This window comes from Mesotoga infera (genome assembly GCA_011045915.1).
In the GTDB taxonomy this organism is placed as follows: Bacteria; Thermotogota; Thermotogae; order Petrotogales; family Kosmotogaceae; genus Mesotoga; species Mesotoga infera_D.
In genome coordinates this window covers 1-25,232 of the sequence record DSBT01000046.1, presented here as the reverse complement: position 1 = coordinate 25,232, position 25,232 = coordinate 1, and the positions used below count along the sequence as shown (strand labels likewise).

Annotated in this window: 28 protein-coding genes, 3 tRNA genes and 1 other RNA gene; 23 read left to right on the top strand and 9 right to left on the bottom strand. The window is 44.7% G+C overall.

Annotated elements, in window-relative coordinates; genetic code table 11:
• Positions 1-153 precede the first annotated feature (153 nt).
• Positions 154-1,074: a GGDEF domain-containing protein gene (locus ENN47_01405; GenBank protein ID HDP76845.1), complete on the bottom strand. Its 921-nt coding sequence runs from the start codon at positions 1,072-1,074 to the stop codon at positions 154-156.
• A 91-nt stretch (positions 1,075-1,165) separates the two neighbouring features.
• Between ENN47_01405 and ENN47_01400 the strand changes: the two genes are divergently transcribed.
• Positions 1,166-1,762: a GNAT family N-acetyltransferase gene (locus ENN47_01400; protein ID HDP76844.1), complete on the top strand. Its 597-nt coding sequence runs from the start codon at positions 1,166-1,168 to the stop codon at positions 1,760-1,762.
• 38 nt (positions 1,763-1,800) lie between these two features.
• Here the strand turns inward: ENN47_01400 and ENN47_01395 are convergent, their stop codons facing one another.
• From ENN47_01395 to ENN47_01380, 4 genes are all read right to left on the bottom strand, one after another.
• On the bottom strand, positions 1,801-2,595 hold the full coding sequence (locus ENN47_01395) for a peptidase M55 (protein HDP76843.1): 795 nt from the start codon (positions 2,593-2,595) through the stop codon (positions 1,801-1,803).
• A 345-nt stretch (positions 2,596-2,940) separates the two neighbouring features.
• Positions 2,941-3,603 (bottom strand): reverse transcriptase-like protein, encoded by a 663-nt coding sequence (locus tag ENN47_01390; protein HDP76842.1) that lies wholly within the window; start codon positions 3,601-3,603, stop codon positions 2,941-2,943.
• Positions 3,600-4,370 (bottom strand): prepilin peptidase, encoded by a 771-nt coding sequence (locus ENN47_01385; protein ID HDP76841.1) that lies wholly within the window; start codon positions 4,368-4,370, stop codon positions 3,600-3,602. The genes ENN47_01390 and ENN47_01385 overlap by 4 nt, the downstream gene beginning before the upstream one ends.
• Positions 4,355-5,425: a tetratricopeptide repeat protein gene (locus ENN47_01380; GenBank protein HDP76840.1), complete on the bottom strand. Its 1,071-nt coding sequence runs from the start codon at positions 5,423-5,425 to the stop codon at positions 4,355-4,357. Before ENN47_01380 ends, ENN47_01385 begins: the two co-directional genes overlap by 16 nt.
• Between ENN47_01380 and ENN47_01375 the strand changes: the two genes are divergently transcribed.
• The gene (locus tag ENN47_01375) at positions 5,358-6,080 is read left to right on the top strand and encodes a hypothetical protein (protein ID HDP76839.1); all 723 of its coding nucleotides are present in this window, start codon (positions 5,358-5,360) and stop codon (positions 6,078-6,080) included. The genes ENN47_01380 and ENN47_01375 overlap by 68 nt on opposite strands.
• On the opposite strand, the gene rnr is transcribed toward ENN47_01375, so the two are convergent.
• Positions 6,077-8,284, bottom strand: a complete 2,208-nt coding sequence (gene rnr / locus ENN47_01370; GenBank protein HDP76838.1) for a ribonuclease R — start codon at positions 8,282-8,284, stop codon at positions 6,077-6,079. The two genes, ENN47_01375 and rnr, sit on opposite strands and share 4 nt — an antisense overlap.
• A gap of 100 nt (positions 8,285-8,384) precedes the next feature.
• Here rnr and ENN47_01365 point away from each other — a divergent pair, with 100 nt between their 5' ends.
• The 14 genes from ENN47_01365 (at position 8,385) to guaA (ending at position 19,790) form a co-directional block, all read left to right on the top strand.
• Positions 8,385-9,407, top strand: a complete 1,023-nt coding sequence (locus ENN47_01365; protein ID HDP76837.1) for an ATP-dependent 6-phosphofructokinase — start codon at positions 8,385-8,387, stop codon at positions 9,405-9,407.
• A 9-nt stretch (positions 9,408-9,416) separates the two neighbouring features.
• Positions 9,417-9,932, top strand: coding sequence for an AmmeMemoRadiSam system protein A (gene amrA, locus ENN47_01360; GenBank protein HDP76836.1), 516 nt, complete (start codon positions 9,417-9,419; stop codon positions 9,930-9,932).
• 21 nt (positions 9,933-9,953) lie between these two features.
• On the top strand, positions 9,954-10,949 hold the full coding sequence (amrS, locus tag ENN47_01355; GenBank protein HDP76835.1) for an AmmeMemoRadiSam system radical SAM enzyme: 996 nt from the start codon (positions 9,954-9,956) through the stop codon (positions 10,947-10,949).
• On the top strand, positions 10,919-11,959 hold the full coding sequence (locus tag ENN47_01350; protein ID HDP76834.1) for an FAD:protein FMN transferase: 1,041 nt from the start codon (positions 10,919-10,921) through the stop codon (positions 11,957-11,959). Before amrS ends, ENN47_01350 begins: the two co-directional genes overlap by 31 nt.
• Positions 11,956-12,306 (top strand): NusG domain II-containing protein, encoded by a 351-nt coding sequence (locus ENN47_01345; protein HDP76833.1) that lies wholly within the window; start codon positions 11,956-11,958, stop codon positions 12,304-12,306. Before ENN47_01350 ends, ENN47_01345 begins: the two co-directional genes overlap by 4 nt.
• A gap of 136 nt (positions 12,307-12,442) precedes the next feature.
• A complete protein-coding gene (locus ENN47_01340) occupies positions 12,443-12,952 on the top strand; it encodes a Gx transporter family protein (protein HDP76832.1) in 510 nt (169 codons plus the stop codon).
• Positions 12,940-13,503, top strand: coding sequence for a septum formation protein Maf (maf, locus tag ENN47_01335; GenBank protein HDP76831.1), 564 nt, complete (start codon positions 12,940-12,942; stop codon positions 13,501-13,503). Before ENN47_01340 ends, maf begins: the two co-directional genes overlap by 13 nt.
• Before the next feature lie 16 nt (positions 13,504-13,519).
• The gene (locus ENN47_01330; protein HDP76830.1) at positions 13,520-14,245 is read left to right on the top strand and encodes a JAB domain-containing protein; all 726 of its coding nucleotides are present in this window, start codon (positions 13,520-13,522) and stop codon (positions 14,243-14,245) included.
• Complete coding sequence (locus tag ENN47_01325) at positions 14,181-14,729, top strand: HDIG domain-containing protein (GenBank protein HDP76829.1); 549 nt, start codon at positions 14,181-14,183, stop codon at positions 14,727-14,729. The genes ENN47_01330 and ENN47_01325 overlap by 65 nt, the downstream gene beginning before the upstream one ends.
• Positions 14,730-14,763: 34 nt before the next feature.
• Complete coding sequence (gene deoC / locus ENN47_01320; GenBank protein ID HDP76828.1) at positions 14,764-15,513, top strand: deoxyribose-phosphate aldolase; 750 nt, start codon at positions 14,764-14,766, stop codon at positions 15,511-15,513.
• A 1-nt stretch (position 15,514) separates the two neighbouring features.
• Complete coding sequence (locus ENN47_01315; protein ID HDP76827.1) at positions 15,515-16,144, top strand: formimidoyltetrahydrofolate cyclodeaminase; 630 nt, start codon at positions 15,515-15,517, stop codon at positions 16,142-16,144.
• Positions 16,137-17,282, top strand: a complete 1,146-nt coding sequence (locus tag ENN47_01310; protein ID HDP76826.1) for a tRNA guanosine(34) transglycosylase Tgt — start codon at positions 16,137-16,139, stop codon at positions 17,280-17,282. The genes ENN47_01315 and ENN47_01310 overlap by 8 nt, the downstream gene beginning before the upstream one ends.
• A 4-nt stretch (positions 17,283-17,286) precedes the next feature.
• Entirely contained in the window at positions 17,287-18,114 is an 828-nt protein-coding gene (locus ENN47_01305; protein ID HDP76825.1) for a hypothetical protein, read from the top strand.
• A gap of 170 nt (positions 18,115-18,284) precedes the next feature.
• Positions 18,285-19,790, top strand: a complete 1,506-nt coding sequence (gene guaA / locus ENN47_01300) for a glutamine-hydrolyzing GMP synthase (GenBank protein HDP76824.1) — start codon at positions 18,285-18,287, stop codon at positions 19,788-19,790.
• Positions 19,791-19,980: 190 nt separating this feature from the next.
• On the opposite strand, the gene ENN47_01295 is transcribed toward guaA, so the two are convergent.
• The 3 genes from ENN47_01295 to ENN47_01285 all read right to left on the bottom strand — a co-directional run bounded on the left by ENN47_01295 (position 19,981) and on the right by ENN47_01285 (position 20,241).
• A tRNA-Gly gene (locus ENN47_01295) sits at positions 19,981-20,055 on the bottom strand.
• Positions 20,056-20,080: 25 nt separating this feature from the next.
• Positions 20,081-20,165: transfer RNA gene (locus ENN47_01290), tRNA-Leu, on the bottom strand.
• A tRNA-Lys gene (locus ENN47_01285) sits at positions 20,166-20,241 on the bottom strand.
• Between the two features lie 171 nt (positions 20,242-20,412).
• Between ENN47_01285 and ENN47_01280 the strand changes: the two genes are divergently transcribed.
• The 7 genes from ENN47_01280 to ENN47_01250 form a co-directional block, all read left to right on the top strand.
• Positions 20,413-21,198, top strand: coding sequence for a type III pantothenate kinase (locus ENN47_01280; protein HDP76823.1), 786 nt, complete (start codon positions 20,413-20,415; stop codon positions 21,196-21,198).
• Positions 21,176-22,522 carry a radical SAM protein gene (locus ENN47_01275; GenBank protein HDP76822.1) on the top strand — a complete coding sequence of 449 codons (1,347 nt, stop codon included), beginning with the start codon at positions 21,176-21,178 and terminating at the stop codon, positions 22,520-22,522. The genes ENN47_01280 and ENN47_01275 overlap by 23 nt, the downstream gene beginning before the upstream one ends.
• Positions 22,512-23,042: a 2-amino-4-hydroxy-6-hydroxymethyldihydropteridine diphosphokinase gene (gene folK / locus ENN47_01270; protein HDP76821.1), complete on the top strand. Its 531-nt coding sequence runs from the start codon at positions 22,512-22,514 to the stop codon at positions 23,040-23,042. Before ENN47_01275 ends, folK begins: the two co-directional genes overlap by 11 nt.
• Entirely contained in the window at positions 23,039-23,548 is a 510-nt protein-coding gene (locus ENN47_01265) for a hypothetical protein (protein ID HDP76820.1), read from the top strand. Before folK ends, ENN47_01265 begins: the two co-directional genes overlap by 4 nt.
• Positions 23,538-24,437: a TIGR01212 family radical SAM protein gene (locus ENN47_01260; GenBank protein ID HDP76819.1), complete on the top strand. Its 900-nt coding sequence runs from the start codon at positions 23,538-23,540 to the stop codon at positions 24,435-24,437. Before ENN47_01265 ends, ENN47_01260 begins: the two co-directional genes overlap by 11 nt.
• Before the next feature lie 10 nt (positions 24,438-24,447).
• Positions 24,448-24,776: RNase P RNA component class A (rnpB, locus tag ENN47_01255), an RNA gene on the top strand.
• Positions 24,777-24,793: 17 nt separating this feature from the next.
• Positions 24,794-25,232 (top strand): YgiQ family radical SAM protein (locus ENN47_01250; GenBank protein HDP76818.1); only part of this gene is annotated, 439 nt, incomplete at its 3' end.

Sequence of the window (25,232 nt, the reverse complement as noted above, 5' to 3'; positions counted from 1 at the left end):
TTGCTTTGGGATAAATATCTTGGCGGAGAACTGGAAGATGTTAGCCTCGCGGTGGCTAGTTCAGGCAACGGATTTGCTTTATCCGGTTTCTCTGCATCAAGTGACGGCGATTTGGGCTCTAATGGAGGAGACTACGATGCTTTCGCCTTCTACCTAGAATAATCGGCTGTAGAACTGCCACTTCAAACCTTCTCTTTTCGCTGCAAATACAGATGAAAGGCAGTTGCTGAAAAGAGCGTCTGTACTCTCCCCATCTACGGGAAACTGACAGATTCCGATCATTACAGATGGCACAATTTCTGTGTCAGTGACAACGATGGGTCTTTCCAGAGCTGATAATAAGGGAATTACTATCGAAGAAATTTCCTTCCTAACGCTCAAATCCATTACTATAACGAAGACGTCATCCATGACCCTAAAAAACTCTGCTTTCGGTATTAATTTTGCGAGTCTCTTGCTAATTCTCTGCAGAATTACATCTGAGGTTCTTTTGCCAAACATTGCAGCTATCTCCTTGGAATCTGGCGATGTGACACACAGAAGCGAAAAGGAGCTTCCAGTAACTCTTGCAGTATGAATTTTGCTGGCAAGATGAGTGTGCAGAGAGCTCTCATTTCCAAAGCCGGAAAGAGAGTCAAGGTACAACATATCTCTCAACGCGTTTCGAATACTTGAAGATGCACTGTTGTCAATAATAGTCATCAAATATGACAGTTTATTCGAAATCCCAAGAAAGAAAATGTTGATAGTCAAATGTGACTTTCGAATCTTAATTGATTCGCTCAGGTCGAGAGACACATGATTTATCTCTCCATTGATTAGAGAACTGAGTCTTGCTATACTCGTTTCGTTCAGCAAGTTGAATAAAATCGAGAAATCTATCATATCTTGCTTCACAAAGCTTAATTCATAGAAATAATCAGAAGATAGCCTTCTCCATTGTCTGTTCTCAACAACTACCTCCCCCTCGGCCGAAAACACTGCCGAAGCCTCGAGTGTCCCCTCGAGCAAGCGTTCGGCAATATGCACGCTCTCGTTCATCTCTCTCTCCCTGGTTTCCATAGGCCACCTCATATCATGTATCTTGATTCTGATAGATAAACTTGTGCAATACTGTGCCAAAATAGAAGTTGATCAATCATGGTTGGAGGCGTAGAATCTTACTGTGGAAAAGAGAGAGATGTTATTTAGACCGGCAGAAAGTGAGGATGTGCCCTTTGTTGCCTCGCTGGTTTTCGATACTGATCCTTCGCATTTCAGAAGAGCTTTTGGAAGAAGGGCTCGTAGGTATGTCTCCGGACTTATATTACTTAATAGCCCACTAAACATTAGGCACATAACCGTATGTGAATTTAGGGGACAACCCGTAGCGATATATGCCCTTTACTCAATGAATGAGATGAGGCAATTAGCTTCTTCAAAATTTGGATTCGGAGATTTCTTCACTAGTCTTTCTAGATTCAGGTTGCTAATGGAAATTCGGACGCTACGAAAGGCAATGAGAATGAGTGTTTCATCTACCCAAAGCTATCTAGGAATCATTTCGGTTGAAAGAGACTTCAGGAATATGGGCTTTGCGAGAATGATATTTAATTATCTTTTCGAAACTTGTCAAGAGATTGTGCTCGATGTTTCAAGGAGCAATGATAGGGCTCTTTCAATATATGCCAAATATGGTTTTGAAACCGAAACGAGGGTTCCGCTTGACTACCCGGTCAAAGACAGCATAAGACTGAAAAGCACCCGGAAAACTACCGTGTGATTATCTACAAAACTCCTTCTGAGATTGTCGTAGGATTTCTATAGCAGGAACAATAGCTTTCTAAGCACTTCAAAATAGTCAGTATCTTCAAATATGAGTGTCCGGTCATCCATCTTGCGCACTCCCGGAAAAAAGGAGAGTTTGTGTGCCAGTCTGTGGTCAACATAGGCAATTTCGACAATAAATCGCTCTGGCAGCTCCAAGGGTTGTGTCTCAAGATTCTTCAAAGCCTTATAGACCCCCTCTTCAATCAGTTTCACCGCTCTTAAGGGATGGATTGAATCGACTGATGATCCACTTCCACGATTTGTTGAGACCGTCACGATGCCAGGTACGGCCTGCTCAGCAATCCTCACAATTCCTTCATCGCCACTGATAAAAGCAATCGGTATACCGTAGTAGGCTGCTGACATCGCGTTGAGCATGAATTCACTGACAAGCTCCCCATTCATCTTCAAATAAAAGATCTCGCCGGTCATAGTGTGAGAAAGAGGATTCAAAGCCTGCCCTGATGGGGAGTGGTAGCCTGTGAATACGACGGCACCAATACCGTTATCGACTCCCTGCATCATCATCAGAGGGTCTCTTGCCCATCCTCTCAATATGCGAACTTCTTCAGGAAGAGAGGAGGGATCAATATTTCTTGCACTTCCATGGGCATCTCTCACAATAACTTCCGAGGCCCCTGCTTTCAGAGCACCCTGCACAGCGGCACTCACTTCGGCAGTCATCTGCTTCTTGAAATATTCGTAGTCTTGATGTCCCTTTCTTGCTTCGTTCCAATCTGCAATCCCTGAAGTCCCTTCAATGTCAGCACTGATGTATACTCTCACAGTCAAACCTCCCAATAATTCTTAATTCTATTTCCGCTTTTCCAGCCTTTGGAATCACATAGAATATTGACTTACCGTCAGCTACTCCTTGATACCGCTGCTCTCAACAAAAAAAGACAAAAAAAGCGACCAAATACCAGCTGAATTTCATTAAAAAATGGAAAAAGCTCTTCGAAGTTCTCTTCAGTCATCGAGCGAAGAGAGACTGATGCGATTGACGTAATTTTGTATGTAACATATCCTTCAGAGCCCCCTCGATTTCTTCACAAAGAGCGTACTGGTGTTAGGAAAACATCGAGCGTTTGCTTTTGGCAGCCGGATTCCGCAAAGTGGCTCAAGAAGCATTCAAGAACACTCATCAACAGCTTCCTTTGCTAATTTATCCGCAATCTCGTTGAAGGTATCTCCAACATGCGATTTGACCTTCACCCATTCTATACTGATATCGGGGGATAGTTCATCAAGAAAAGCTCTGTACTTTCTCGTCGATTCGTTCTTTGCTTTCCACTCTCCTGTTTTCCAGCTCTTTAATCCCTCATAGTCGTAATGTATTTTCACTTCCTTATATCGCTTTTTCAGGCAATAGTTCAACCCTTGAACAACACCTTCTATCTCTCCTATCACATTTCTCATTTCCAGGTTTTCTCTCACACAACCCTTCATCTTTTCCTCTATACGTTCTTCAGAGATCACAATCACTCCATAGCCTGCCGCGTTGTCTCTAAAACTTCCATCAACGAAGAGGTGTGTTCCACCGTATGTTCTGCCGTTGAATTCCTCCCACGCGAACAGCAACTTCTCAGACAGCGCATCGCAGGCGGAAGAGGGCAAGACTATCCTTTTGTTCCCGGAGCAATTTGTGTAAAGCTTGAATGTTATTCCATTAGACAATTGGACGAAATACTCTCCGTGAGAGCTTAAAGAGAGATGAATCCCCTTGCTATCCAGAAAATCAGCAAATGCGATTCCAGTCTTTCTTATTTCATGAGTCCAGTCTCTCATGTTCATACCCTATAAAGTGCCTCAATGAAATCAAGGAAGATTATTGTTAAATATCCACCGATTGCGATGAAAGGACCGAAGGGAAGCTGAGCTCGTCTGTCGAACCTTTTTCCTTTAGCTGCGGCGTTTATGGCATACACTATCAGCGCGGCAAACGAAGCTATCATAATTGTGTAAAGAGACCCTACTATCCCCGTTGCAAGTGAAAGAGCAGCAAGAAGTTCAACGTCGCCAAATCCGAAGCTGTCTCTTTTCACAAGGTTTGCAATTAAGAAGAAGGCTACCATTGCCCCTGTTACTAGAAGAGCATACAGCAAGTTCAAAGGAAATCTATTCTCAAGGATCGACCATGCGAAGGCGCCTATTCCAACGAGAATCACGCCGAGATCGGGAATCATGTAGTGCTCAAGATCGATAAACGAAGAAACGATGAGTCCTGTGGATAGAACTGATATCGAGATCGCTCCCGAAAGAGAAAAAAGAGCCGCGTTTAACGCATATAATGTTGCTGTCAGCAACTCAACTAAGGGATATCTTGCGGAAATTGGTTTACCGCAGTACCTACACTTTCCCCCTAGGACGAGGTAGCTAATGATTGGAAGGTTGTCTTTCCAGGAAAGTTCATGCTTGCAGTGTGGGCAGAAGCTCCTTCGAGGTCTGACAATAGAGTACTCCTTGGAAGGAATCCTGAAGATCAACGCATTAGAAAAACTCCCAAAGATTAGCCCGAAAACGAAGAAAACCGGAACTCTAAAAACTAAGTAATCCCACACTGTCTTCTCTCTTCTTCAGAAAGGAACTCATCGAAAAGCTCTTTCTTTCCGTAGTAATACCAAACCTGCTCATTTTCAAAGTCCTCCATAAGCCTCTTTGCCTCAGAACAAAGCCCTTTCTTAACATGAGTCACAATGAGAAGCATCTTCAGCTCTGGCCTATCTGGGTCTTCTTTCAAAAACCGCTTAGCCTCTTCTTCCACAACATCAAACTTTGAATTCTTAAACTGAATCTTCGCCCAAGGCTCCATGTCGTTTATATAGACAGGCTTTGCTTCAAGCACTTCCTGCTCGACTCTGTCTCTCATGTCAGTATTTCCCATTCTTTCGTACAAATCAGCCATCTCAACTCTTGTCAAGATGCTGTCTGGGTCCCTGCGAGAAAGACTCATCAGAACATTAAGAGCTTCCTCCGTACGACCACCATTTATATACGCGTCGGTCAACATGAAATAAGTTACTAGATGATCCGGCGATAAAGTGATCTCCTTCTCCCAACAACTCGCCGCCTTATCAAACTCTCCTCTATTGTAGAAGGTCTGACCGAGAAATGAGTAAGCCGATACGAGCGATGGATCTATCTTCAAAGCACGCTGAAGCCAGTTAATCCCCTCTTCTTCATTACCGGATTCCAAAAAAATTGTGCCCTTAAGCTCACAAACAGACGCTTCATCAACATTCGCCTCCATAAGCAAATCAAGAAACTGGTGGGCACTATCATAATCGCCTCTGTCCGCGATCGAAAGTATCTTGTCTTGAAAGCCAGAGAATGTACCTCTAGCAAAAGATTTGATAGAGAGTTCAGTCTCCGAAAGATACTCAAGGAATTCCTCATACTCAATGGGTGCGTAGTTTTCAGGGGTTACAATATTGTCGAAAGTCTCAGTCAAAGTTCTGATAACATTAAGATCCTTCTCTACCTGGCTTCCTTTCACATCGTCTATCGCCAGATTAATATCGCCATCGTAGATCTGGTCAAGTATTGCGATGGAAAACGGTAAGGTTTCCGTAATCGAAATGCTCTTTTCTCCTTGCCTGAGGCGAATAATCTCCATAAAACACCTCTTCTCTGAGTCATCTGTAAAAAATATACCACGTTTGCCCACCACAAAAGTGACTTTGCACCTATCAGGCAATACTTTGTCAAGAAATTCATTTAATGAGATAATCACTTTGGAGGACAAGTACGATCATGAGAAGGGAGTGTCTCTGATGGAAGCTGAAGAGCTAGCTGTGCTTAAATACGCTCTGGCCCGTGAAAGAGAGGGCGTGAAGTTTTACAGAGAAAGATCAAAGGAGATTCACATTCCAGAAGTTAAGGAACTCTTCCTGGAACTTTCTGAGATGGAAATGGATCATGTCTCCTTTATCTCCAAAATGATAGAAGATCAATCTATAGGAGACGAAATTACGTTCACTCACATTGAAGAGAAAAACATCTTCCAGTCAAGAGAGTCTCTCGAGCTGAAAGGTATTTCAGTTGACTCTCTTGCAGGAGATCTTTCGGCCTTGCGAATTGCTTATCTTATCGAAAAGGATTTCGAAGACTTCTACAAACAAAGAGCACAAGAGTCATCGAAAAAGGAGATTAAGGAACTCTTCAATATGATTTCTAACTGGGAAGAAGACCATAAAAAAACATTGCTGGATCTTTATGAATCTCTAATGAAAGATTACTGGAGCGCACAGAGATTCGAACCGCTCTACTAAGTCTTCTTCCTTTTGACGTTTCTGTTCTTTGAGACGCCTGATGAATTGGTTTTCCTTTTGGGGGCCAGTTTGCTTTCTTCCTTCACAATACTGAAATCAATTTCCATGGTAGTCTTGTCTGCCCTCACAACCTGAACCTTCAGTTCATCACCTATTCTGAAGATACGCTTCCGTTTTCTTCCAACAAGAATATTCTGGTTCTCAACAAAATCATAGTAGTCATCCAGCGTTGAAATATGAACGAGACCCGAGACCATCTTTTCCGTCAACTCCACGAATATCCCGAATTTCGTTACCCCGGTAATCACACCTTCAAAAACGTCTCCTATGCGACTGGAAATGTACTCTACTTTTTTCATATCTAGCAAATCCCATTCCGCTTCATTAGCTACCCTTTCTCTCTTCGATGCCCACGACGCTATCTTTGGAAGAGTCTCTTCGACTTTCTTTGACTCCTCTCCAAGATCACTGCCAGAATTCTCTATCAGTTTCTTCAAGAGTCTGTGAACAACTAAGTCAGGATATCGCCTGATCGGCGACGTGAAATGAGTGTAAGCCTCTGAAGCCAATCCGAAGTGACCGATGTTTCTTTCGGAATAGACTGCGCGCTTCATGCCTCGCACAAGGACTCTTTCAATAGAAGAGTGAAGAGGATGATCCTTTGTCTTCTCCAATATCTGTTGAAGAGCTTTTGGATGAACATTCCTTGGAATCATTATTTTCATTCCCAGCGCCTCAAGATAATTCTTGAGCTGCATCATTGATTCGGGATCTGGCTCCTCGTGAATCCTGTACACAAAAGGCAACCCTCTGTTGTCAAAGATCTCGGCAACTGTCTCGTTTGCAAGTATCATGAATTCTTCAATGATCCATTCCGAAACCCCGCGACTTTGAGGAATGATGTCCACAACTTTTCCGTTATCATCAAAGACTATCTTGACTTCTCTGGATGAGATGTCCATGACAGAGCCCCGCTTCTTTCGGATGTCTCTGATTTTTTGTGCAAGTTCATATGACATCCTTAGGCTTTCAGCGACAGGAGTCAATTTCTCAACAGTGGCCTCCAAAGCTTCTCCATTGAGAAATTCGTTTACTTCAGAATAAGTGAGTCTTCTTTTAGAATTAATCACCGCATTCTTGACTGCTGTCGAAACCACCTTTCCTCTTGGATCAATTTCCATCAGAAGAGACAGGGTCAACCTATCCTCAGCAGGTTTCAACGAGCAAATGTCGTTTGACAGTTCAAAGGGGAGCATGGGAATTACGGTATCCAGTAAATAAACCGATGTGCCCCTCAAATAAGCTTCAACATCGATCTGCGTTCCCTCTCGAACATAGTGAGAGACATCGGCAATGTGGATACCAAGCGAATAATTCCCTTTGGAGTTCTTCTTCAAGGATATGGCGTCATCGAAATCCTTTGCATCATCGCCATCTATTGTATATACTAATTCATTGCGAAGATCTTCTCTTCCTCCAGTCTCTTTTGAGCCCACTTTCCTGGCAGTTTCCCTGGCCTGTTTCTTGACTGCTTCTGGAAAGTAGCCGGGCTCAGGAAGATCCTGCCTGTAGATAACTGTCATCAAGTCTGCCTCAGGGCTAAATGCATCCCCGAGAACTCGCTCAACGACTCCTTCTGGATTCTTTCCGGGAGAAGGGTATCTGGTGATTCTTACTAGAACCTTTTGGTCGGGTCTGGCACCGTTGAACCCTTCCGGAGGTATATAGAAATCACTCTTTATTCGCATATCGTCGGCCACGACAAAGGCCATTATACCTCTCGTTTTGAAAGTTCCGACCACTTTCGTCTTATTGCGATTAATTACTTTGACTATCTTTCCTTTTCTTATCTCTCTATATTTTCCGGTAATCTCCGCGAGAACTGTGTCGCCATGAATGGAAAATCCTGTATCCTCTGGTGGGATAAAGACATCCTCCCCATCTTCTACACTTATGAAAGCGCCCATTCCTCTTCGCGCAAATTCAATTTTCCCTACTATCATCTTCTCCCCGGGAGATATGTATCTGCCTTTAGAATCACGAATTACCTCTCCAGAATTGACCAGTTCTGCAAGAAGTTTTTTTAGCGATTCTCTGCTTTCTTTATCACTCAGCCCTAACTTGACGGCGATTCCTCTCAAGGTGGCAGGCGAGTATTGCGGTGAAGTGATGAATTCTCTTATTCCTTTCACACTTAGCTTCATAAGCCTCTTTCCTCTCTGTCCTCAGACAACATTGAATCTCTTCATGTTATAATTATACAGTCTATGAGTCAGTACTTTCTAAACTTGCGGGAGGTTCTTAATGCGAATTGGTATATTGACTGGCGGCGGGGACTGTCCAGGTCTAAATGCAGTAATAAGAGGAATTGTCAAATCTGCTCCAGAAAGCGTGGAGATAATTGGTTTGATGCATGGTTGGAAGGGTTTGGTTGTCGGCGAAAGCATGAAACTAACCGATAACGATGTTGAAGGCATTCACATCCTGGGAGGCACAATTCTTGGCACATCGAGAACTAACCCCTTTAAGTCAGAAGACATGAGAGTCAAAATGGAAGAAAATATTGAGAAGCTTGGGCTGGACGCGATAATAGGTATAGGCGGTGATGATACATTGAGTGTGGCCGCAAAGCTTTCATCCATGGGATACAAAGCAATCGGAGTCCCAAAGACAATCGACAACGATGTTGCCAATACTGATTACACTTTTGGGTATCAAACTGCTGTTAATGTCGGAGCCGATGCAATAGACAGGCTTCATTCCACAGCGAAATCACATGGAAGAATCATAATCGTCGAGCTTATGGGCAGAGAGGCCGGATGGGTAACTTTGGAAGCGGGCATGGCTGCTGGAGCACATTTAATACTGATTCCGGAGTACCCCATGACTATAGATGAAATTATCGCTTATGTGAAGAAGCGAATGGATAGATACGGATATATGATTGTTGCAGTTGCCGAAGGGTTCAAACCAACAGAGCTTGAAAATGTTGTTGGCGATGAGAGCAAGATAGATGCTTTTGGACATATAAAGCTCGGCGGAATCGCTCACTATATGGCAAACATCATTTCTGAGAGAACGGGTTACGACACAAGATCTGTAGTCTTAGGCCATCTGTTAAGAGGGGGGACACCTACAGCCTTTGACAGAATTCTTGGAACGAGATATGGGGTGCATGCAATGGAACTAGTTATGAAAGGCGATTTTGGCAGGATGGTCGCGCTTAAAGGCAACAACATAGTCTCAATACCCCTTGAATACGGAATAGCTACGAAGAAGCTCGTTCCCTTCGAATACTACAAGCTGTCTCAGATTTTTTTCGATTGAGGGATTGAATTGTCTTATTCCGAACCTGTTAGGATTGCAAGATTCGCAATAGGCGAATACTTTCAGAAGCGTGCTGCTGTTGAAGTCCCCGCGTGGGTATCTTACGAATTTACCTCCAGAAGAGCGGGTTGCTTTGTATCCCTGCACACTCTGGCTGGATTACTCAGAGGTTGTATAGGAACGATATTCCCCGTGGAAGAGAATGTTGCATGTGAGATAATTCAGAACGCGATTTCTGCTGCCAGTAGAGATCCACGGTTTCCCCCTGTGGAAGCAGATGAGTTCTGTGATTTGGAATTGTCTGTGGATATTCTTAGTCTGCCAGAAAAAGCAACCGTTTCAGACCTCGATCCAAAAAAGTTTGGGGTTGTGGTTTCTCTGGGATACAGAAAAGGAGTTCTGCTGCCTGATCTGGAGGGGGTAAATACTGTCCAGCAACAGCTTGAAATCGCACTGAAGAAAGCTGGTATTGGTGGATGGGAGGACTACAACATTTCCAGGTTTTCAGTTGAAAGGTATCACTGATTCCATTAAGGGGTGGTTTTTTTGAAACCGGCCGTGTATTTCGACGAATATGGTGAAGATGATGGGTTGCAGTGTCTGCTTTGTCCAAGGCACTGCATAATTAGACCTAATCAGGTAGGTTTTTGTGGTGTTAGAAAAAATGTTGACGGAATGCTCTATTCGCTGAATTACGGTCAACTGACTTCGATAGCGGTAGATCCTATCGAGAAGAAGCCCTTGTACCACTTCTTCCCTGGGGAGAAGATACTTTCGGTGGGATCTTGGGGATGTAATCTTAAGTGCGATTTTTGCCAGAACTGGGAGATATCAAAGCAGCGACCGAAGACCGTGAAGCGGGTAATGCCTCAACAGCTTATTCAGATCGCGCTTGAGAGGGAGTCACAAGGGATTGCATTTACTTACAATGAACCGATTGTCTCTTTCGAGTTCATTCTAGACACTTCAAGGGCAGCAGCCAAAGAGGGTATATACAGTGTCCTGGTTACTAACGGAGTTATCGATGAGGAACCTATGGATCTTCTTTCTCAGTCGGTTAGGGCAATGAATATTGATCTGAAGGGTTGGAACGATGACTTCTACATAAATGAAATTGGAACGGAGAAGAGAAATGTTCTAAGATCAATAGAGACGGCAAAAAGGGTAGGAACACATTTGGAATTAACAACATTGATAATTCCTGGTAAGAATGATTCCACCGAAGAGATGAGAGAAGAGGCAAGATGGATATCGGAACTTTCTGAGGATATCCCTCTCCATATAAACAGATATCATCCTAGCTACAAAAGTGAAATACCTCCGACTCCGCCTGAATCTTTGACAGTGCTTGCAGAAGCAGCAAAGGAGTATTTGAGATACGTGTACGTTGGAAACGTGAACCTTCCCGGTCTCTCCGATACTATTTGTCCTCACTGCGGGAACCTGCTAATCGAGAGAAAAGGCATGCGGAGTTCAGTGGTTGGGATAGACGAAAAAGGAAGGTGCAACAAGTGCCAAGAAGAAATCCCAGTCATCTTCTGAGAAGCCGGACAATTGTTTATGCAGTGCTTCTGGTTTCTGCCGTTGTGTTGCTGATATTGATTTTCTTCCGGCAAAAACCCCTGGAATACTATGACAGAACAGAGTATCTTCTCGGAACTTACGTTACCGTTAGGGTCTCTTCTTCAAAAATGTCTCCAGTTACACTTGCGGAAGCTGCCATAGCGGAAATAGAAAGGATTGACGAGAAATTCGGAAGCAGACGCGATGGAATGATTGCAGAGCTCAACAGAAGCGGTGAACTTCAGAATATAGATAAGGAGACAAGTTTTCTCATTAAATCTGCTCTCGAAATTGCAAAGAACACTTCCGGTGCCTTTGATCCGACACTTTATGAACTGACCAAACTCTGGGGTTTTGACGATGAATCATCTGAAAAAAGGATTCCCTCCGAGAAAGAAATCGAAGAAGCTCTTGCATCGACTGGCTTTTCCAGAATCACTTTTGCTGAAGAGTCGGAATATGTATCATTGGCAGATGGAGCAACGCTAGATCTCGGAGCGATTGCAAAGGGATACGCAGTAGATATGGCTATTGCCAAGATCAAAGCTCTTGACAAGGGAGCGACTGGCTTCATTGATGCTGGCGGAGACATTGGCGTAATCGGTCCGAAGTACGGAAGCAGACCGTGGATAGTCGGTGTGAGAGATCCAAGAGGGGAGAGTGTCCAAGACGTAATTGAGTATATCTATCTATATGATGGTGCTGTGGCTACTTCGGGGGACTATGAAAGATTCTTTGTAGAAGACAACGTTCGTTACCACCACATTCTCGATCCAGAAACGGGATACCCATCCCGAAACGGGGTTATTAGCGCAACAGTTATTGGTAGAAGCGCCATGCTTGCAGACGCCTATGCGACTGCCGCCTTTGTGATTGGAATGGAGCCGGGCGTAACATTCTTGCCGAGATTTGGAGCACTCGTTTTTCTAGTAATGGAAGATATGAGTACTTTTAAGTCGCCGGGTTTTGAAGTCTATCAGGAGCGATGAAACTACTAACCAGATATGATATTTTGATTGTCTTTGGACTCATTACAGCAGTGTTGCTTCTCGCACTGACGCGAGATAGAGGTTCGTCTTTTGCCGAAGTGTACCATGACGGAAGGTTAATAAGGACGGTCAATCTGAAAGTAGACTCAGAGTTTTCGCTTGCAGTAGGTATGCTAATTAAGGTCGAGAAGGGAAAGATCTCAGTCATTGATTCAGATTGTCCTGATAAACTGTGTGTCTTACAGGGAGCAGTAGATAGCCCAAATATCCCAATCGTTTGCGTTCCTAATAGAATAGTCATAAAGATCCCCTCGGGCAGAACAGAAGTGGACGTAATCACTCAATAAGCTTCGTTAAGATTTCTTTGAAGCTCTGATTGAGAAAATGCAGGTCTCTCCGGAAAATAGTGTGAGTTACCTCACATAACTGACTACTAATTTCTAGATCACTGGAGTGTTGTCTAGCTTTGCTGATGGAGTAATGATGGAAGCGAGAAGAATCACCGCACTGTCGATGTTAATTGCGATAGGTTCTGTTCTCTATCTTCTTGAAAGCCTCATACCGTTTCCTCTACCGGTTCCAGGTGGAAGATGGGGCTTTTCTAATCTTGTCTTAATTATCGCACTGGCAGGCATGCCTCTCGGCGACATTTTTGTGCTTTCTATTGGAAAAAGCCTAATAGGAGGTCTGTTAACGGGTAGACTTGCAACTCCCGGTTTTTTGATGGGAATTACGGGTTCTCTCTCTTCCGGAGCGGTAATGTGGCTCTTGAACCGGACCGAAAGGTTTGGTCTGGTGGGTATAAGTCTTGCGGGCGCCTCGGCAAGTAACTTGACACAGTTGCTAGTCGCGTATGCGTTGATAGTGAAGAGTATGGAAATAGTATTCCTTTACCCTTATATGCTAGTCATGGGATCGATTTCTGCGCTGATTAATGCCTATATTGCATTCGAAGTTATACGAAGGATGGGTGATGATTTTTGGCCAGATTGATACTTGGTTCATCTTCTCCAAGGAGAAAAGAGCTGCTTCAGTTGCTTGGAGTTACCTTTGAGGTAGTTCCGCCAGAAGGAATTGTAGAAAGGCTCTCTGAGCGATTCTCAGAAGTGGAGCTATCAGAGCTTTCTTACAGGAAGGCTGAAAATGTATATTGCAGGAACCCCGATGCGGTAATTGTGGGAGCGGACACTGTCGTAGTCCTAGATGGATTGGTGCTTGGAAAACCGTCTTCAGTTCAGGCAGCCTACGAAATGCTCACAGCTCTTTCTGGCAAGACTCACTCTGTCTACACATCAGTGTCAGTTTTGTCGGAAGAAAACGAGGTTACTTTCGTTGAAAAAACAGACGTAACGTTTCGAGAAATGCCAAAGAAAGTGCTTAAGGAGTACTCAGCAAGCGGTATCTCGCTTGACAAAGCTGGGGCATACGGTATCCAAGACTATGGTGCCACTTTCGTAAAGCGCATCTCGGGTGACTTCTACAATGTTATGGGGCTTCCCATAGGAAGACTTTGGGAGGAACTTCATTCACGGGGGGTAATCTGAATTGAGCCTCCACGCAATGCCTAGAGAAAGGCTTCTAAAGTATGGTGCAGGTTCTCTTTCGAACAGCGAACTAATCGCTATCCTTCTCAGAACTGGAGCAAAGGGGAAAGGGGTAGTCCAATTAAGTGAAGAGCTTCTCGATCATTATGGTTCTCTCACGGCGCTTCTGTCTGCGGAAGTTGCGGAACTAATGACTGCAAAAGGTCTTGGAACGGCAAAAGCAGTCTGCCTTAAGGCAGCACTAGAGCTTGGACAGAGAATTTTCAGGGAGATGACGGAAAAGACAAAAGTGCGGTTGGATGAACCTCAGGGAGTTTACTATCTCTGCAATGACATGGCTTTCATGGACCGAGAGACTGTCAGAGTAATTTCTCTTGACACTAAACTGAACTACAGAGGATTAAACACAGTTAGTGTGGGAATATTGGATTCCTCTCTTCTTCACCCGAGAGAGGTTTACAAACCCGCCATATCCAGAACAGCTGCAGCGATAATTCTTGTCCATAATCATCCATCTGGCGACCCTTCTCCAAGTAAAGAAGATGAAGGGATTACTTCAAAGATTAGAGACGCTGGAGAAACACTCGGAATTAGGATGCTGGATCACGTTATAATAGGAACCGGAAAGTACTACAGTTTTGCAGCTGGAAGAGTTTTCGAAGCGGAGGTGGCAGATAATGATCCCAAGGGAAGAGGCAATGAAGTTAGTAAAGGACAACATGCACTCCAAGAATCTGATTAAGCATGTTCTTGCCACTGAGGCGGTGATGAAAGCCCTGGCGAAAGAACTGGGACAAGATCAAGAAGTCTGGGCCATGGCAGGACTTCTTCACGATCTTGACTACGAATTCACTAAGGACAACTTTGAAGAACACGGTAAAAAGACAGTTGAGATGCTTGAGAGCAGGGATTTGTCGGATGACATTAGAGATGCGATTCTTGCCCATTGTGAAAAGAAGGAAAGGGGAAAACTTATAGAAAAGGCAATTTATGCAGCCGACCCGGTAACTGGATTCATAGTGGCTGCTGTCTTAATAAGGAGAGGTAGTAAACTATCAGATATCGATGTGGATTTTCTCCTGAACAGATATAAGGAGAAATCATTCGCCAGGGGTGCCAGTAGAGATCAAATGGCGAGTTGTACTGAACTGGGGATGACTCTCGAGGATTTCCTATCTCTTTCTCTGAAAGCAATGCAAGAAATATCAGAAGATCTCGGTTTGTGACTTCGCGAAATAATAAATAAGGATTGGTGATGGAATGCTTGGAACATTAATCGAAAGGGAAGTTAGAAGGTACAAAGAAGAGTATTCTCCAATGAGAAAAGAGTTGCCGGAGAAACTCAACATTGCCAAATTCATTGACCACACTTTGTTGAAGGCCGATGCAACTCCCAAAATGGTAAAACAACTGTGTGATGAGGCTATCAGATTTGAATTCTGGAGTGTCTGTGTTAATTCTGGATATCTCCCCATAGTGAATGACTCACTTGGAGGAAGCAGTGTAAAGAAGACCGTTGTCATCGGGTTTCCTTTGGGGCAGGCATCAAGAGAAGCAAAAGCTTCCGAGGCATCATGGGCTGTACATAATGGAGCAGACGAGCTTGATATGGTAATGAATGTAGGTCTGCTGAAGGCAGGAGAGTACGAAAGCGTATTTGATGACATAGTCAAAGTGGTAGAATCAGCACGAGGCAAACCAGTTAAAGTAATCATCGAAACATCTCTGCTTAATGAAGAGGAAAAAGTTGCTGCCTGTGTAATCGCCAGGCAGTCGGGTGCTGAGTTTGTCAAGACTTCAACCGGCTTTTCAACCGGAGGAGCAACGACAAACGATGTTTCCTTGATCAAGTTTGTTGTCGGAGACACCTGTAGAGTCAAAGCCTCCGGCGGTATCAAATCAAGAGAAGACGCTCTGGAAATGATTGCTGCCGGAGCTAACAGAATTGGTACTAGTTCTGGGATAAAAATCGTTTCTGGTGAATCAGAGGGCAATCAGGGGGGTTATTGAAATGGATTTTTGCACATTATCGGTTAAAGATTTTTTGAAGAAAGTTGCTGAGAAGTCTGCAACTCCAGGAGGAGGTGCTGTAGGAGCAGTAGTTGCTGCCCTTGCAGCTTCGTTAGGATCAATGGTCGCAAATCTGACCATTGGGAAAAAGGGCTATGAAGATGTCGAGGGACATATGGAGTCAGCCTTAGAGGTTTTCGAATCGGAAAGCAACTATCTTTGCGACTTGATGAACCGAGATATTCAGGCTTTTGACCAAGTAATGTCTGCGTATAAGCTTCCGAAAACCACAGACGATGAGAAGAACACAAGAGAAATGAAAGTCCAACAAGCTTTAAAGACAGCAATAGAAGTGCCTTTCGATCTTGCCAGGCGATGCAAGAATATTATTGTGAATGTGGAAAGACTTGCCAAGTGGGGGAATTCAAATGTTCTTTCGGACGCCGAAAGTGGAGCCCACCTTCTCCTAGCTGTCTACAGGATTGCAAAAGCCAATGTTATGATCAATATGAAGTCTCTGAAGGACCCCGACTATGGCGCCTGGATAAACGATGAAATGAGTCAGCTCGAAAAACAGATTGATGCTTCTTACGATAAGATAATCGAGATTATCGGAAAGCGTAATGGTTGAGCTGAAAATAAGGGCAAAGAGTACTGAAACAAGGGCGAGAACCGCTGTACTTGCCACTGCACACGGAGAGTTCGAGACACCCGTTTTTATGCCCGTAGGCACTAATGGAACGGTAAAAGGGATATGGCAAGAGCAGCTTCGTGAAATGGATTCAAAAATAATACTAGGCAACGCTTTCCATTTGTTTTTGCGTCCAGGACTCGACACTTTAAGATGCTTTGGCGGCCTTCATAATTTTATGTCGTGGGACCGTTCTATCCTAACTGACAGTGGCGGATTTCAGGTCTTTTCGCTCCCGGACAGAAAAATTACCGAGGAAGGAGTGAGATTTCGTTCGCCTCTTGATGGCAGAAGCCTTTTCGTTACCGCTGAACTATCAATGGAGATTCAGGAAGCCATAGGATCAGATATTGCCATGGCCTTTGACGAGTGCGTTGAACCAAGTGCAGACAAGGAATATGTCAGAAATTCAGTAAGACGAACCACTAACTGGGCGAGGAGATTTTTACGTGCTCACAGGAAGGATCGTAATCAGTCACTGTTCGGTATAGTCCAGGGCGGTTTCTTCAACGACTTGAGGGAAGAGAGTGCTTCGGAAATCACTGCTATGGATTTTGATGGCTTCGCCTTGGGCGGTCTGAGTGTTGGAGAAGACTTCGAGACAACCGAAAGAGTTTTATCTGCGTCAGTTGGCCTTTTACCCGAAGATAGGCCCAGATACTTGATGGGAGTAGGATCACCCGAACTGATTATGGTTGCAGTCGAAAGCGGTGTCGATATGTTTGATTGTGTTCTTCCTACAAGGCTTGGCAGACACGGGGCGGCACTGACCTCAGGTGGAAGAATCAACCTCAAGTCGGCAAGGAGTAAGCACGATAAGTCTCCAGTAGATCCGAAATGTACCTGCAAAGTCTGTTCGACTTACAATAAAGCATATATCCATCATCTGTTCACAAGGAACGAGATACTTGGCAAGATTCTGTTGAGTTACCACAATGTAAGCTTTCTAATGGATTTTGTGAAGAAGATCCGAGAGGCTATACTTGAAGATAGGCTGAGTGAGTTCAAAGAACATTGTGCTGAAACCGGTCTTATTCAAGTGGGCAATCTAAAGACTTCTGAAGAACGTTTGGGGTGATATGATGAAGAAGCTCTTGATCCTGGTGGTCGTGTGTTTTGGCGTGGTTACTATGGCATTGAATCCCTTCTTTTTGCAGACTGGAGGAAATGGGATACTTGCAAAAGGATATAGTTCGGGTTTTGGCAGCCCTTCAGATCTATACGGGATACTCATGTCGGCTTTTTCTTCGAACTTCATTGAGCTTACTACAAATGCGTCCCCCTCTTCAGACGAGCGAGGGCTCTACATCCAGCTCTTTGAAGATTCAGACGACGGAATGGCAGGTCTGCTTCAGTATTACATGGATATTGGAAAGACATCGAGCGTTAGGTCCCTCAGCTACATGATATCGGGTGGACTGGGACCTCTTACATCATACGGGGCAGACATCAAGATTAGCATGACGACTGGCGCGACACCTACTTACGGTGTTGCGATCAAAGGTGGAATTACGGGTAGGGCTTACGAGTTGCTGGACTACGTAGTTGCCTTCGACAGTATTCTATGGAACAGTGGTCAGTCTTCAAACTCAGTCGACCTTCTTGCAGGTATCAGGTTCGTCCCGGATCCATTCATGATAGGTCTTGAGTTGGGTACCAGAAACGGAATGGAAGTCAAGTATCTCGGTCTTTCAACGCAGTACACATACAATAGCCTCTTTTCGGCGCGCGCGGGAGTATCAATGAATGCCGACCTCATTCACAACATAGATTTCATTGTGGGCGGCGGCATTGAAGTGAAGGTCGGGGATATGATAATAACTGCCGGGATAGGAACCAACTTGACTAACAAGATAGAATCACTCAGCTTTCGAAGGACCTGGAGTGTTGGTCTTCTCGGGCAGTGGTGATTCCATTTTTTCAAGTATGTAGCTCTGTCTGTGGAAAAGGTGATAGGATCCTTTAACTTGTATTATTCCTCAGATCGTTATGGCGGTCTCTTCGATAAGACCAGAAATCCTCTTTCTTGGAGAGGATACTGTTATTTCAGCCCCCGGGGATTTTTCTATTTGGAGGAAAAATGGATAGAATAGCTGTTATCGACTTCGGATCTCAATATTCTCTACTTCTGGCAAGAAGAATTCGAGAGATCGGCGTTCTATGTACGGTAGAGAGCCCAGATAGCTTCGAATTAGAGAAGGATATCAAAGGCGTGATTTTGTCTGGTGGACCTCAAAGTGTTTATGAAGATGGTTCTGCAGGTTTTCCTGAACAACTCAAGTTCCTTTCAGTGCCGATTCTTGGAATATGCTACGGAATGCATCTCTTGGCCAAAGAAGTTGGAGGAGTCGTTTCGAGGGGAGTGAAAGGTGAGTACGGTCTTACGTCGGTCTTGTTTGAGAACTCTTGCTTTAAGAGCGTCCCAAGCGAAATTACTACTTGGATGAGTCACGGCGATGAAGTGACTGAACTGCCAGATGGATGCCAGATAATGGCGAGAAGTAGAAATGGGACAATTGCGGGATTCACAGATGGCAAGAATATCGCTCTCCAGTTTCACCCTGAAGTTCATCACACCCAGTTTGGAAAAGAACTTCTCGAAGAATTCGTGATAGAAATCTGCAAAGCATCACGCGAGTGGAAGATTTCTGACATTGCTGACGAGAAAGTAAAGAAGATTCAGAGAATCGTTGGCGATCAAAGAGTTGTCGGAGGGCTTTCAGGAGGAGTAGATTCAACAGTGGCGGCAACGATAACTTCGAGAGCAATCGGCGAGAGATTTACCGGGATTTTCGTTAATCACGGATTAATGAGAAAAAACGAAGAGATTGAAGTTCCAGAGGCCTTGAGAAAACTGGGAATAAATGTGGAGGTTGTTGACGCGTCGAAGGAATTCTTCCATGAGCTTGAAAGAATAGTTGACCCAGAGGACAAGCGAAAGGTCATTGGGCGGACGTTCATTCGAGTGTTTGAGAGAGAAGCAGGTAGACTGAACGCAAGCTTTTTGCTTCAGGGAACGATTTATTCGGATGTTATTGAATCCGGAGCTGCTTCCAGGAGTGGTGAGAAAATCAAGAGTCACCACAATGTCGGAGGTCTTCCCGAGAATATGAGCCTGGAATTGCTAGAGCCACTGAGAGAGCTCTTCAAAGATGAGGTGCGAAACCTCGGTCATTCTCTTGGAATAGACAAATTCCTGATCAGCAGGCAGCCATTCCCCGGTCCCGGTCTTGGAGTGAGAATAATCGGAGAGGTGACTTCGGAAAAAGTACAGATCTTGAAGGAAGTTGATTCTATTTTCATGGAAGTGCTTGGGGAATCGGGTGAACTTGACAAAATATGGCAGTCATTTTCTGTCCTTCTACCTGTATCCAGTGTGGGTGTGAAAGGAGACAAGAGATCGTACGGTTATGTAGTTGCTCTTCGGGCTGTTAACAGCTCAGAAGGTATGACCGCTTCTTGGTACGAACTTCCCCATACGGTTCTGAGGCAGGCTTCTTCAAGGATTACATCTGAAGTAAAAGAGATAGGCAGGGTCGTCTTCGACATAACTGACAAACCACCGGCTACGATTGAATGGGAATGAATCAGTAGAAAAGGGCACAGAGATCAGCGTTTCAGAAGGGGCCACATTTCTCATCCTCAAAATTCTCCAAGGCATGAATCGGACCTCTTGCCGGAAAGATGTAAGTGGTTTCGATACGGGGCGATCATCCAAGCTGATTGATTATTAGATAACAGCAAATATACAAAAAGACGCCTTTTCGGCGCCTTTCTGGAGCGGAAGACGGGGTTCGAACCCGCGACCCCCTGCTTGGCAAGCAGGTGCTCTACCACTGAGCTACATCCGCGTAACTTGCTTTCCGTGAACCACTCTGGTGCGAGAGGAGGGACTTGAACCCTCACAGGTCTCCCCACTGGATCCTAAGTCCAGCGCGTCTGCCAATTTCGCCACTCTCGCTGGTGACTCGCGCGGGATTCGAACCCGCGACCCCCTGATTAAAAGTCAGGTGCTCTACCTGCTGAGCTAGCGAGTCGCTCCCACTTTCAGTCTCCAGCCTGCGCTGGCAGAAAGATTATATCATCACATCATCTGCCTATCAAGTGGAGAGAAATATTAAGAAAATGTGAAACAATACCGTCTGTCTGAAGGAACGTCAGTAGTAAGACCGGCAGGGAGATGTTAATATCTAGAAGGGAGGATATGCATGCTGTTGCTTGTAGACATTGGGAACACGACAACTGTTTTTGGACTTGATAACGGAAGAGACATAGAGGCGGTTTGGAGATTGCCTTCTTCTAGAATTGAAACAGAGGATGAGCTGTTCGTAATCCTAGACGGATTATTGAAGAGCAGGGGAAGTTTTCTCTCCGAGATAAGCGGAATTTGTGTCGCAAGCGTTGTTCCTAGACTAAATGGATCGGTGAATTACTTCACCAAAAAGTATCTGTCGAAATCCGCGGTTTTTGTTAAGGCCGATGAATTCGTTTCAGTTGGACTCAACACAGATAATCCTGGTGAAATCGGTGCTGACCGGCTGGCAAACGTAATTGGAGCCAGAGAGTGTTACGGAGCTAACGCGATAATCATTGACGTCGGAACCGCGATAACCATAGATATTCTTAAGGAAGGTGTCTTTGCGGGAGGAGCGATTCTTCCTGGACCGGCAACCGCAATGTCTTCACTTTTCTCTCACACTGCTAAGCTTCCTGATGTTGAGCTTTTTTTTGAAGATCACTACTTTGGAACTACTACAGAAGATAATCTGAGAATCGGTATTGTGAATGGAACCTACTTTGCTCTTCAAGGAATTATAGGCAACATAGTCAAGGAATTTGAAGAAAAACCGAGAATAATTGGGACCGGAGGCGATGTAAACCTCTTCATAAACGAAAGCGGGTTCATTGAAATCGAAGATCCCAACCTGACCTTGAGAGGCATAAGGTCTTACTACTACAGAGTGAAGTCAATTGAAAAGAATTCTACTTGTTGACCCCTGGATTGAGGATGTGTCGGCTTACGATTACTGGTTGAAGCCTCTGGGACTTCTCTACATTTCATCTGCCCTCAAACATCTAGGCATTGAGCCGTTTGTGATAGATTGTCTAGACAGAAATGATCTTGAGCTTGTCTCATTTGGTGCAAGACGGGGGGACAGACTCTTCGGAACGGGGAAATTTCTAGAAGAGGAAATACCCAAACCTCATTCTATTGCATTGATTCCTAGGAAGTTCAAGAGATTCGGTTTCCCCGAGGAAGTCATGCGAAGAAAACTTGAGAAGTCGGGAAGTGTTGATGGAGTATTCGTGACTTCGATGATGACTTACTGGCATTATGGAGTTAGTGACACTATTCGCGTAATTCGGGAGGAGAAGCCCGGTATTCCCATTCTGCTGGGCGGAGTCTATGCAACACTTCTTCCTGATCATGCCAGGCAGTATTCAGGAGCAGACTTTGTTTGCCCCGGAACGGGAATGAAACCGCTTGAAAAGGCTCTAGGTTATCTGGGCATAGATAGGAAACTGCAATTTGACTGGTTCGAAACCCTTGATCCCGATTATTCTTTTTACGCATCACCACATTATGCAGTTTTAGTCACTAGCCTCGGCTGCCCGTTCAGATGTACGTATTGTGCAAGTAATTCTCTCTGGAACGGATTTCATAGCAGAGATTCAGTTAAGACCGCCAGTTACATTCAATTTCTGCTAGAAACAAAGCATCTTTCCGACGTAGTCTTCTTCGACGACGCCATTCTGGCAGGTAATGGGTTTAAAGAACTCATGCGCGAAATAGAGAATCGCAGAATCAGAACAAGATTTCATTTACCGAACGGTGTCCATGCCAGATTTTTGGACATGGAGACCGCCGATTTGTTGTTCGAGAACAATTTTAAGACAATAAAAATCGGTTTAGAGACTTCGGATCCAGAAATGCAGAACGCAACGGGTGGGAAAGTAAGCTTAAGAGAATTCTATAGAGCAGTTGAGAATCTCTCTCGAGCCGGATTCACTTTTAGAGAAGTGAGTGCCTACATCATGGTCAATCTCCCTGGCCAGAGCGAAAGTGATATTCTGAATTCACTAGAGATCTGTGAAAAGCTGGGAGTAAACCCGAGCATCAACGAATTCACACCCATTCCAGGCACGGTACAGTGGAAGGATTTGGTAGACAGAGGGATGTTCAGTGAAGAGATCGATCCGCTGCTTCTCAACAACTCGATTCTTCCTCACTGGTGGGAAGGGGGATTTTCTTTGAAGACCGTCCAGAGATTGAAGGAAGCGGCGTGGTCATTGCGGAGGAAATTCAGTGGAGAGTGATCTGTTCCTGTCCTTCGGCAGCAATGTCGGAGACAGACTTAATTACATCGTTGGAGCCTTTAAGAGACTATTGGAAATTGGGCTGTCTCTGTCGGAAGTCTCCTCGCTCTATTCTACTAGGCCTTACGGAAACACTGAACAAGAAGAGTTCTTGAATTGCGTCGGGAAATTTCGACACTCCGGAGACCCGGAACTCTTCCTAAGAGAATTAAAGAGCGTTGAAAGAGCCGTAGGACGAGTAGAGCGATTTAGATGGGGCCCGAGGGAAATAGACATTGATATTCTTCTTTTTGGTGACACTATTCTCACCACGAAAGAGCTTAAAATTCCCCATAACGATATAATTAAGAGGAAATTCGTTCTGGTACCTTTGCTGGAAATAGAAAGTGAGATCAGGGATCCAAGAGATGGAGTCTTGTTTTCTGATCATTTGAAGCGATTGGGTAGAGATGACTGGCCCAGGATATTCATTAAAGCTAACTCCTTTAGAAGACTCATAGAACGGGAGGTGAAGAAATGAGACTTAGACTACCCCACATGATCGCAGCAATTGTGATCCTGACAATCATGATTTCTTCCTGCGGAAGTTCACGGTCGGAACTGGTGCCGGGACGATTTGCGGGATTCACTCTGAGTGAATATATGGATATCTCTACTTCAACTAGTCTTGGCGGCAAAGTTCTGGACCTACGTCTCGATGATACTGCTCTGTTTCTTCAGAAGGAGTTCGCCAAGGGTACAAGAAGGTTCAGTGTTTATGTGGCAAAATTTGAAAGTGTCTCTCAAAGCACGGGGTTTTGGTATACCTTAATTAGAGATATCTCAAGTGAACTGAGAGCATTTGTAAGCGCAATTCCGTGGGTTTATGGAGAGTTTTCTGGAGAGATCGATGAAGGCTACATCAAGACCTGGTTTTTCGGAAAATGGTTCTATCTTTTTCTGGGAAGCACAAAGGAAGAAGTGAATTCCGCTGTGGATGCTTTCAAGGAGTTTGAGAGAAGCCTGGTGAGATCTGTTGAATCGTAAGCCATACAACGATTTGAAGACTCATTTGAAGCTTAAGTACGGAGAACCTGTTCACAGGGTTCCCATTGATGCGGGTTTTTCATGCCCCCACAAAATCAGGGGTGCAGGAGGTTGCATTTATTGCGATCCTTCAGGGAGCGGGTTTTCAATCGACCCGAAGCTTTCGCTGAGAGAACAAATGGAACAAAGGATATCAACGCTTAGGAAGAAAGGCATTCACAAGTTCATGGCCTATTTTCAGGCAAATTCAAATACGTTCGCACCCATCGAGAGCCTTCGAAGCATTTACCGCGATGCGATTATTGATGACGTGGTTGTTCTCGACATATCTACGAGACCAGATCTTGTTTCTGACGAAGTGCTCGATCTTCTTGAGGAATTTAGAGGAGAAGTAGACGTAATTCTTGAACTGGGATTACAAAGCATCAATCCAAATACACTGAAAGCTATCAATAGAGGTCACACTCTATCTCATTTCATCGATTCGTCTCTGAGAGCCAAGAAGAGAGGCATAGAACTTGTTGCTCACGTGATAGTTAATCTTCCCTGGGACACAGAGGAGGACGTATCTGAGGCGGCAAGGTTGATATCAGTGCTGCGAATTGACGGAGTCAAAGTCCACTCTCTATATGTAGCTGAAGGTACCGAACTGGCAAGACAATATCGAGCAGGAGAAGTCACAATTGGGACTTTGGAGCAGTTTTTGGAGCGGGTGGTCGTCTTCCTCGAGAACCTCAATAGCGAAGTGATTGTCCATAGGCTTGTTTCAGACCCGCCATTTAAGGGTACTCTCTTTGGAAACTGGGGAATTTCAAAAATCAAGCTCTTGAATATGATTGAGAGAAAGATGATAATTGAAGGCAGAAGTCAGGGCAGCAAGGCTCTATAGATTTCGTAGGGAAGCGAAATGTGTGACCGCGGATTATCCGAGGAAAGTCCGGACTCCATGGGCAGAGACGCTGGGTAATACCCAGGGAGAGCGATCTCCGGAAAGGGCCATAGAAAATGAAACCGCCTTCGGGCAAGGATGGAAAGGTGAAGGTAAGAGCTCACCGGCTGCCGGGCGATCGGCAGGCCAGGTAACCCCCGTCTGGAGCAAGTCCAAGCAGAAAGGGTCTGAGGTTGCCCACCGAACCCCTTTCGGGTAGGATGCTTGAGGGTCATGGCAACATGACTCCCAGATAGATGGTCACAATAACAGGATCCGGCTTACGGTTTCGCTTCCCTATTTTTTGGAGTGACATTATGAATATTCCAATGACCAAAAGAGAGATGGATCAGAGAGGTTGGGTTTCTCTTGACATAATAATTGTTACAGGCGATGCTTTTGTTGATCATCCATCATTTGGATCGGCAATTATCGCCAGAGTTCTTGAATCTGCTGGCTGGAAAGTAGGCGTGATTTCCCAGCCAGACTGGCGAACAACTGAAGACATCTCAGCGCTGGGGAGACCAAGGCTCTTCTTCGGCATAACCTCCGGAAATGTTGATTCTATGGTTGCAAACTACACTTCGACTGGAAGAAAGAGGAAGAGCGATGATTACACTCCTGGCGGGATTGGCGGTAAGAGACCTGATCGCGCAACTACAGTCTATTCAAATTTGATAAGGCAGGCTTTCAAAGACACTTTCGTCGTTATCGGAGGAATAGAGGCAAGTTTGAGAAGGTTCTCCCATTATGACT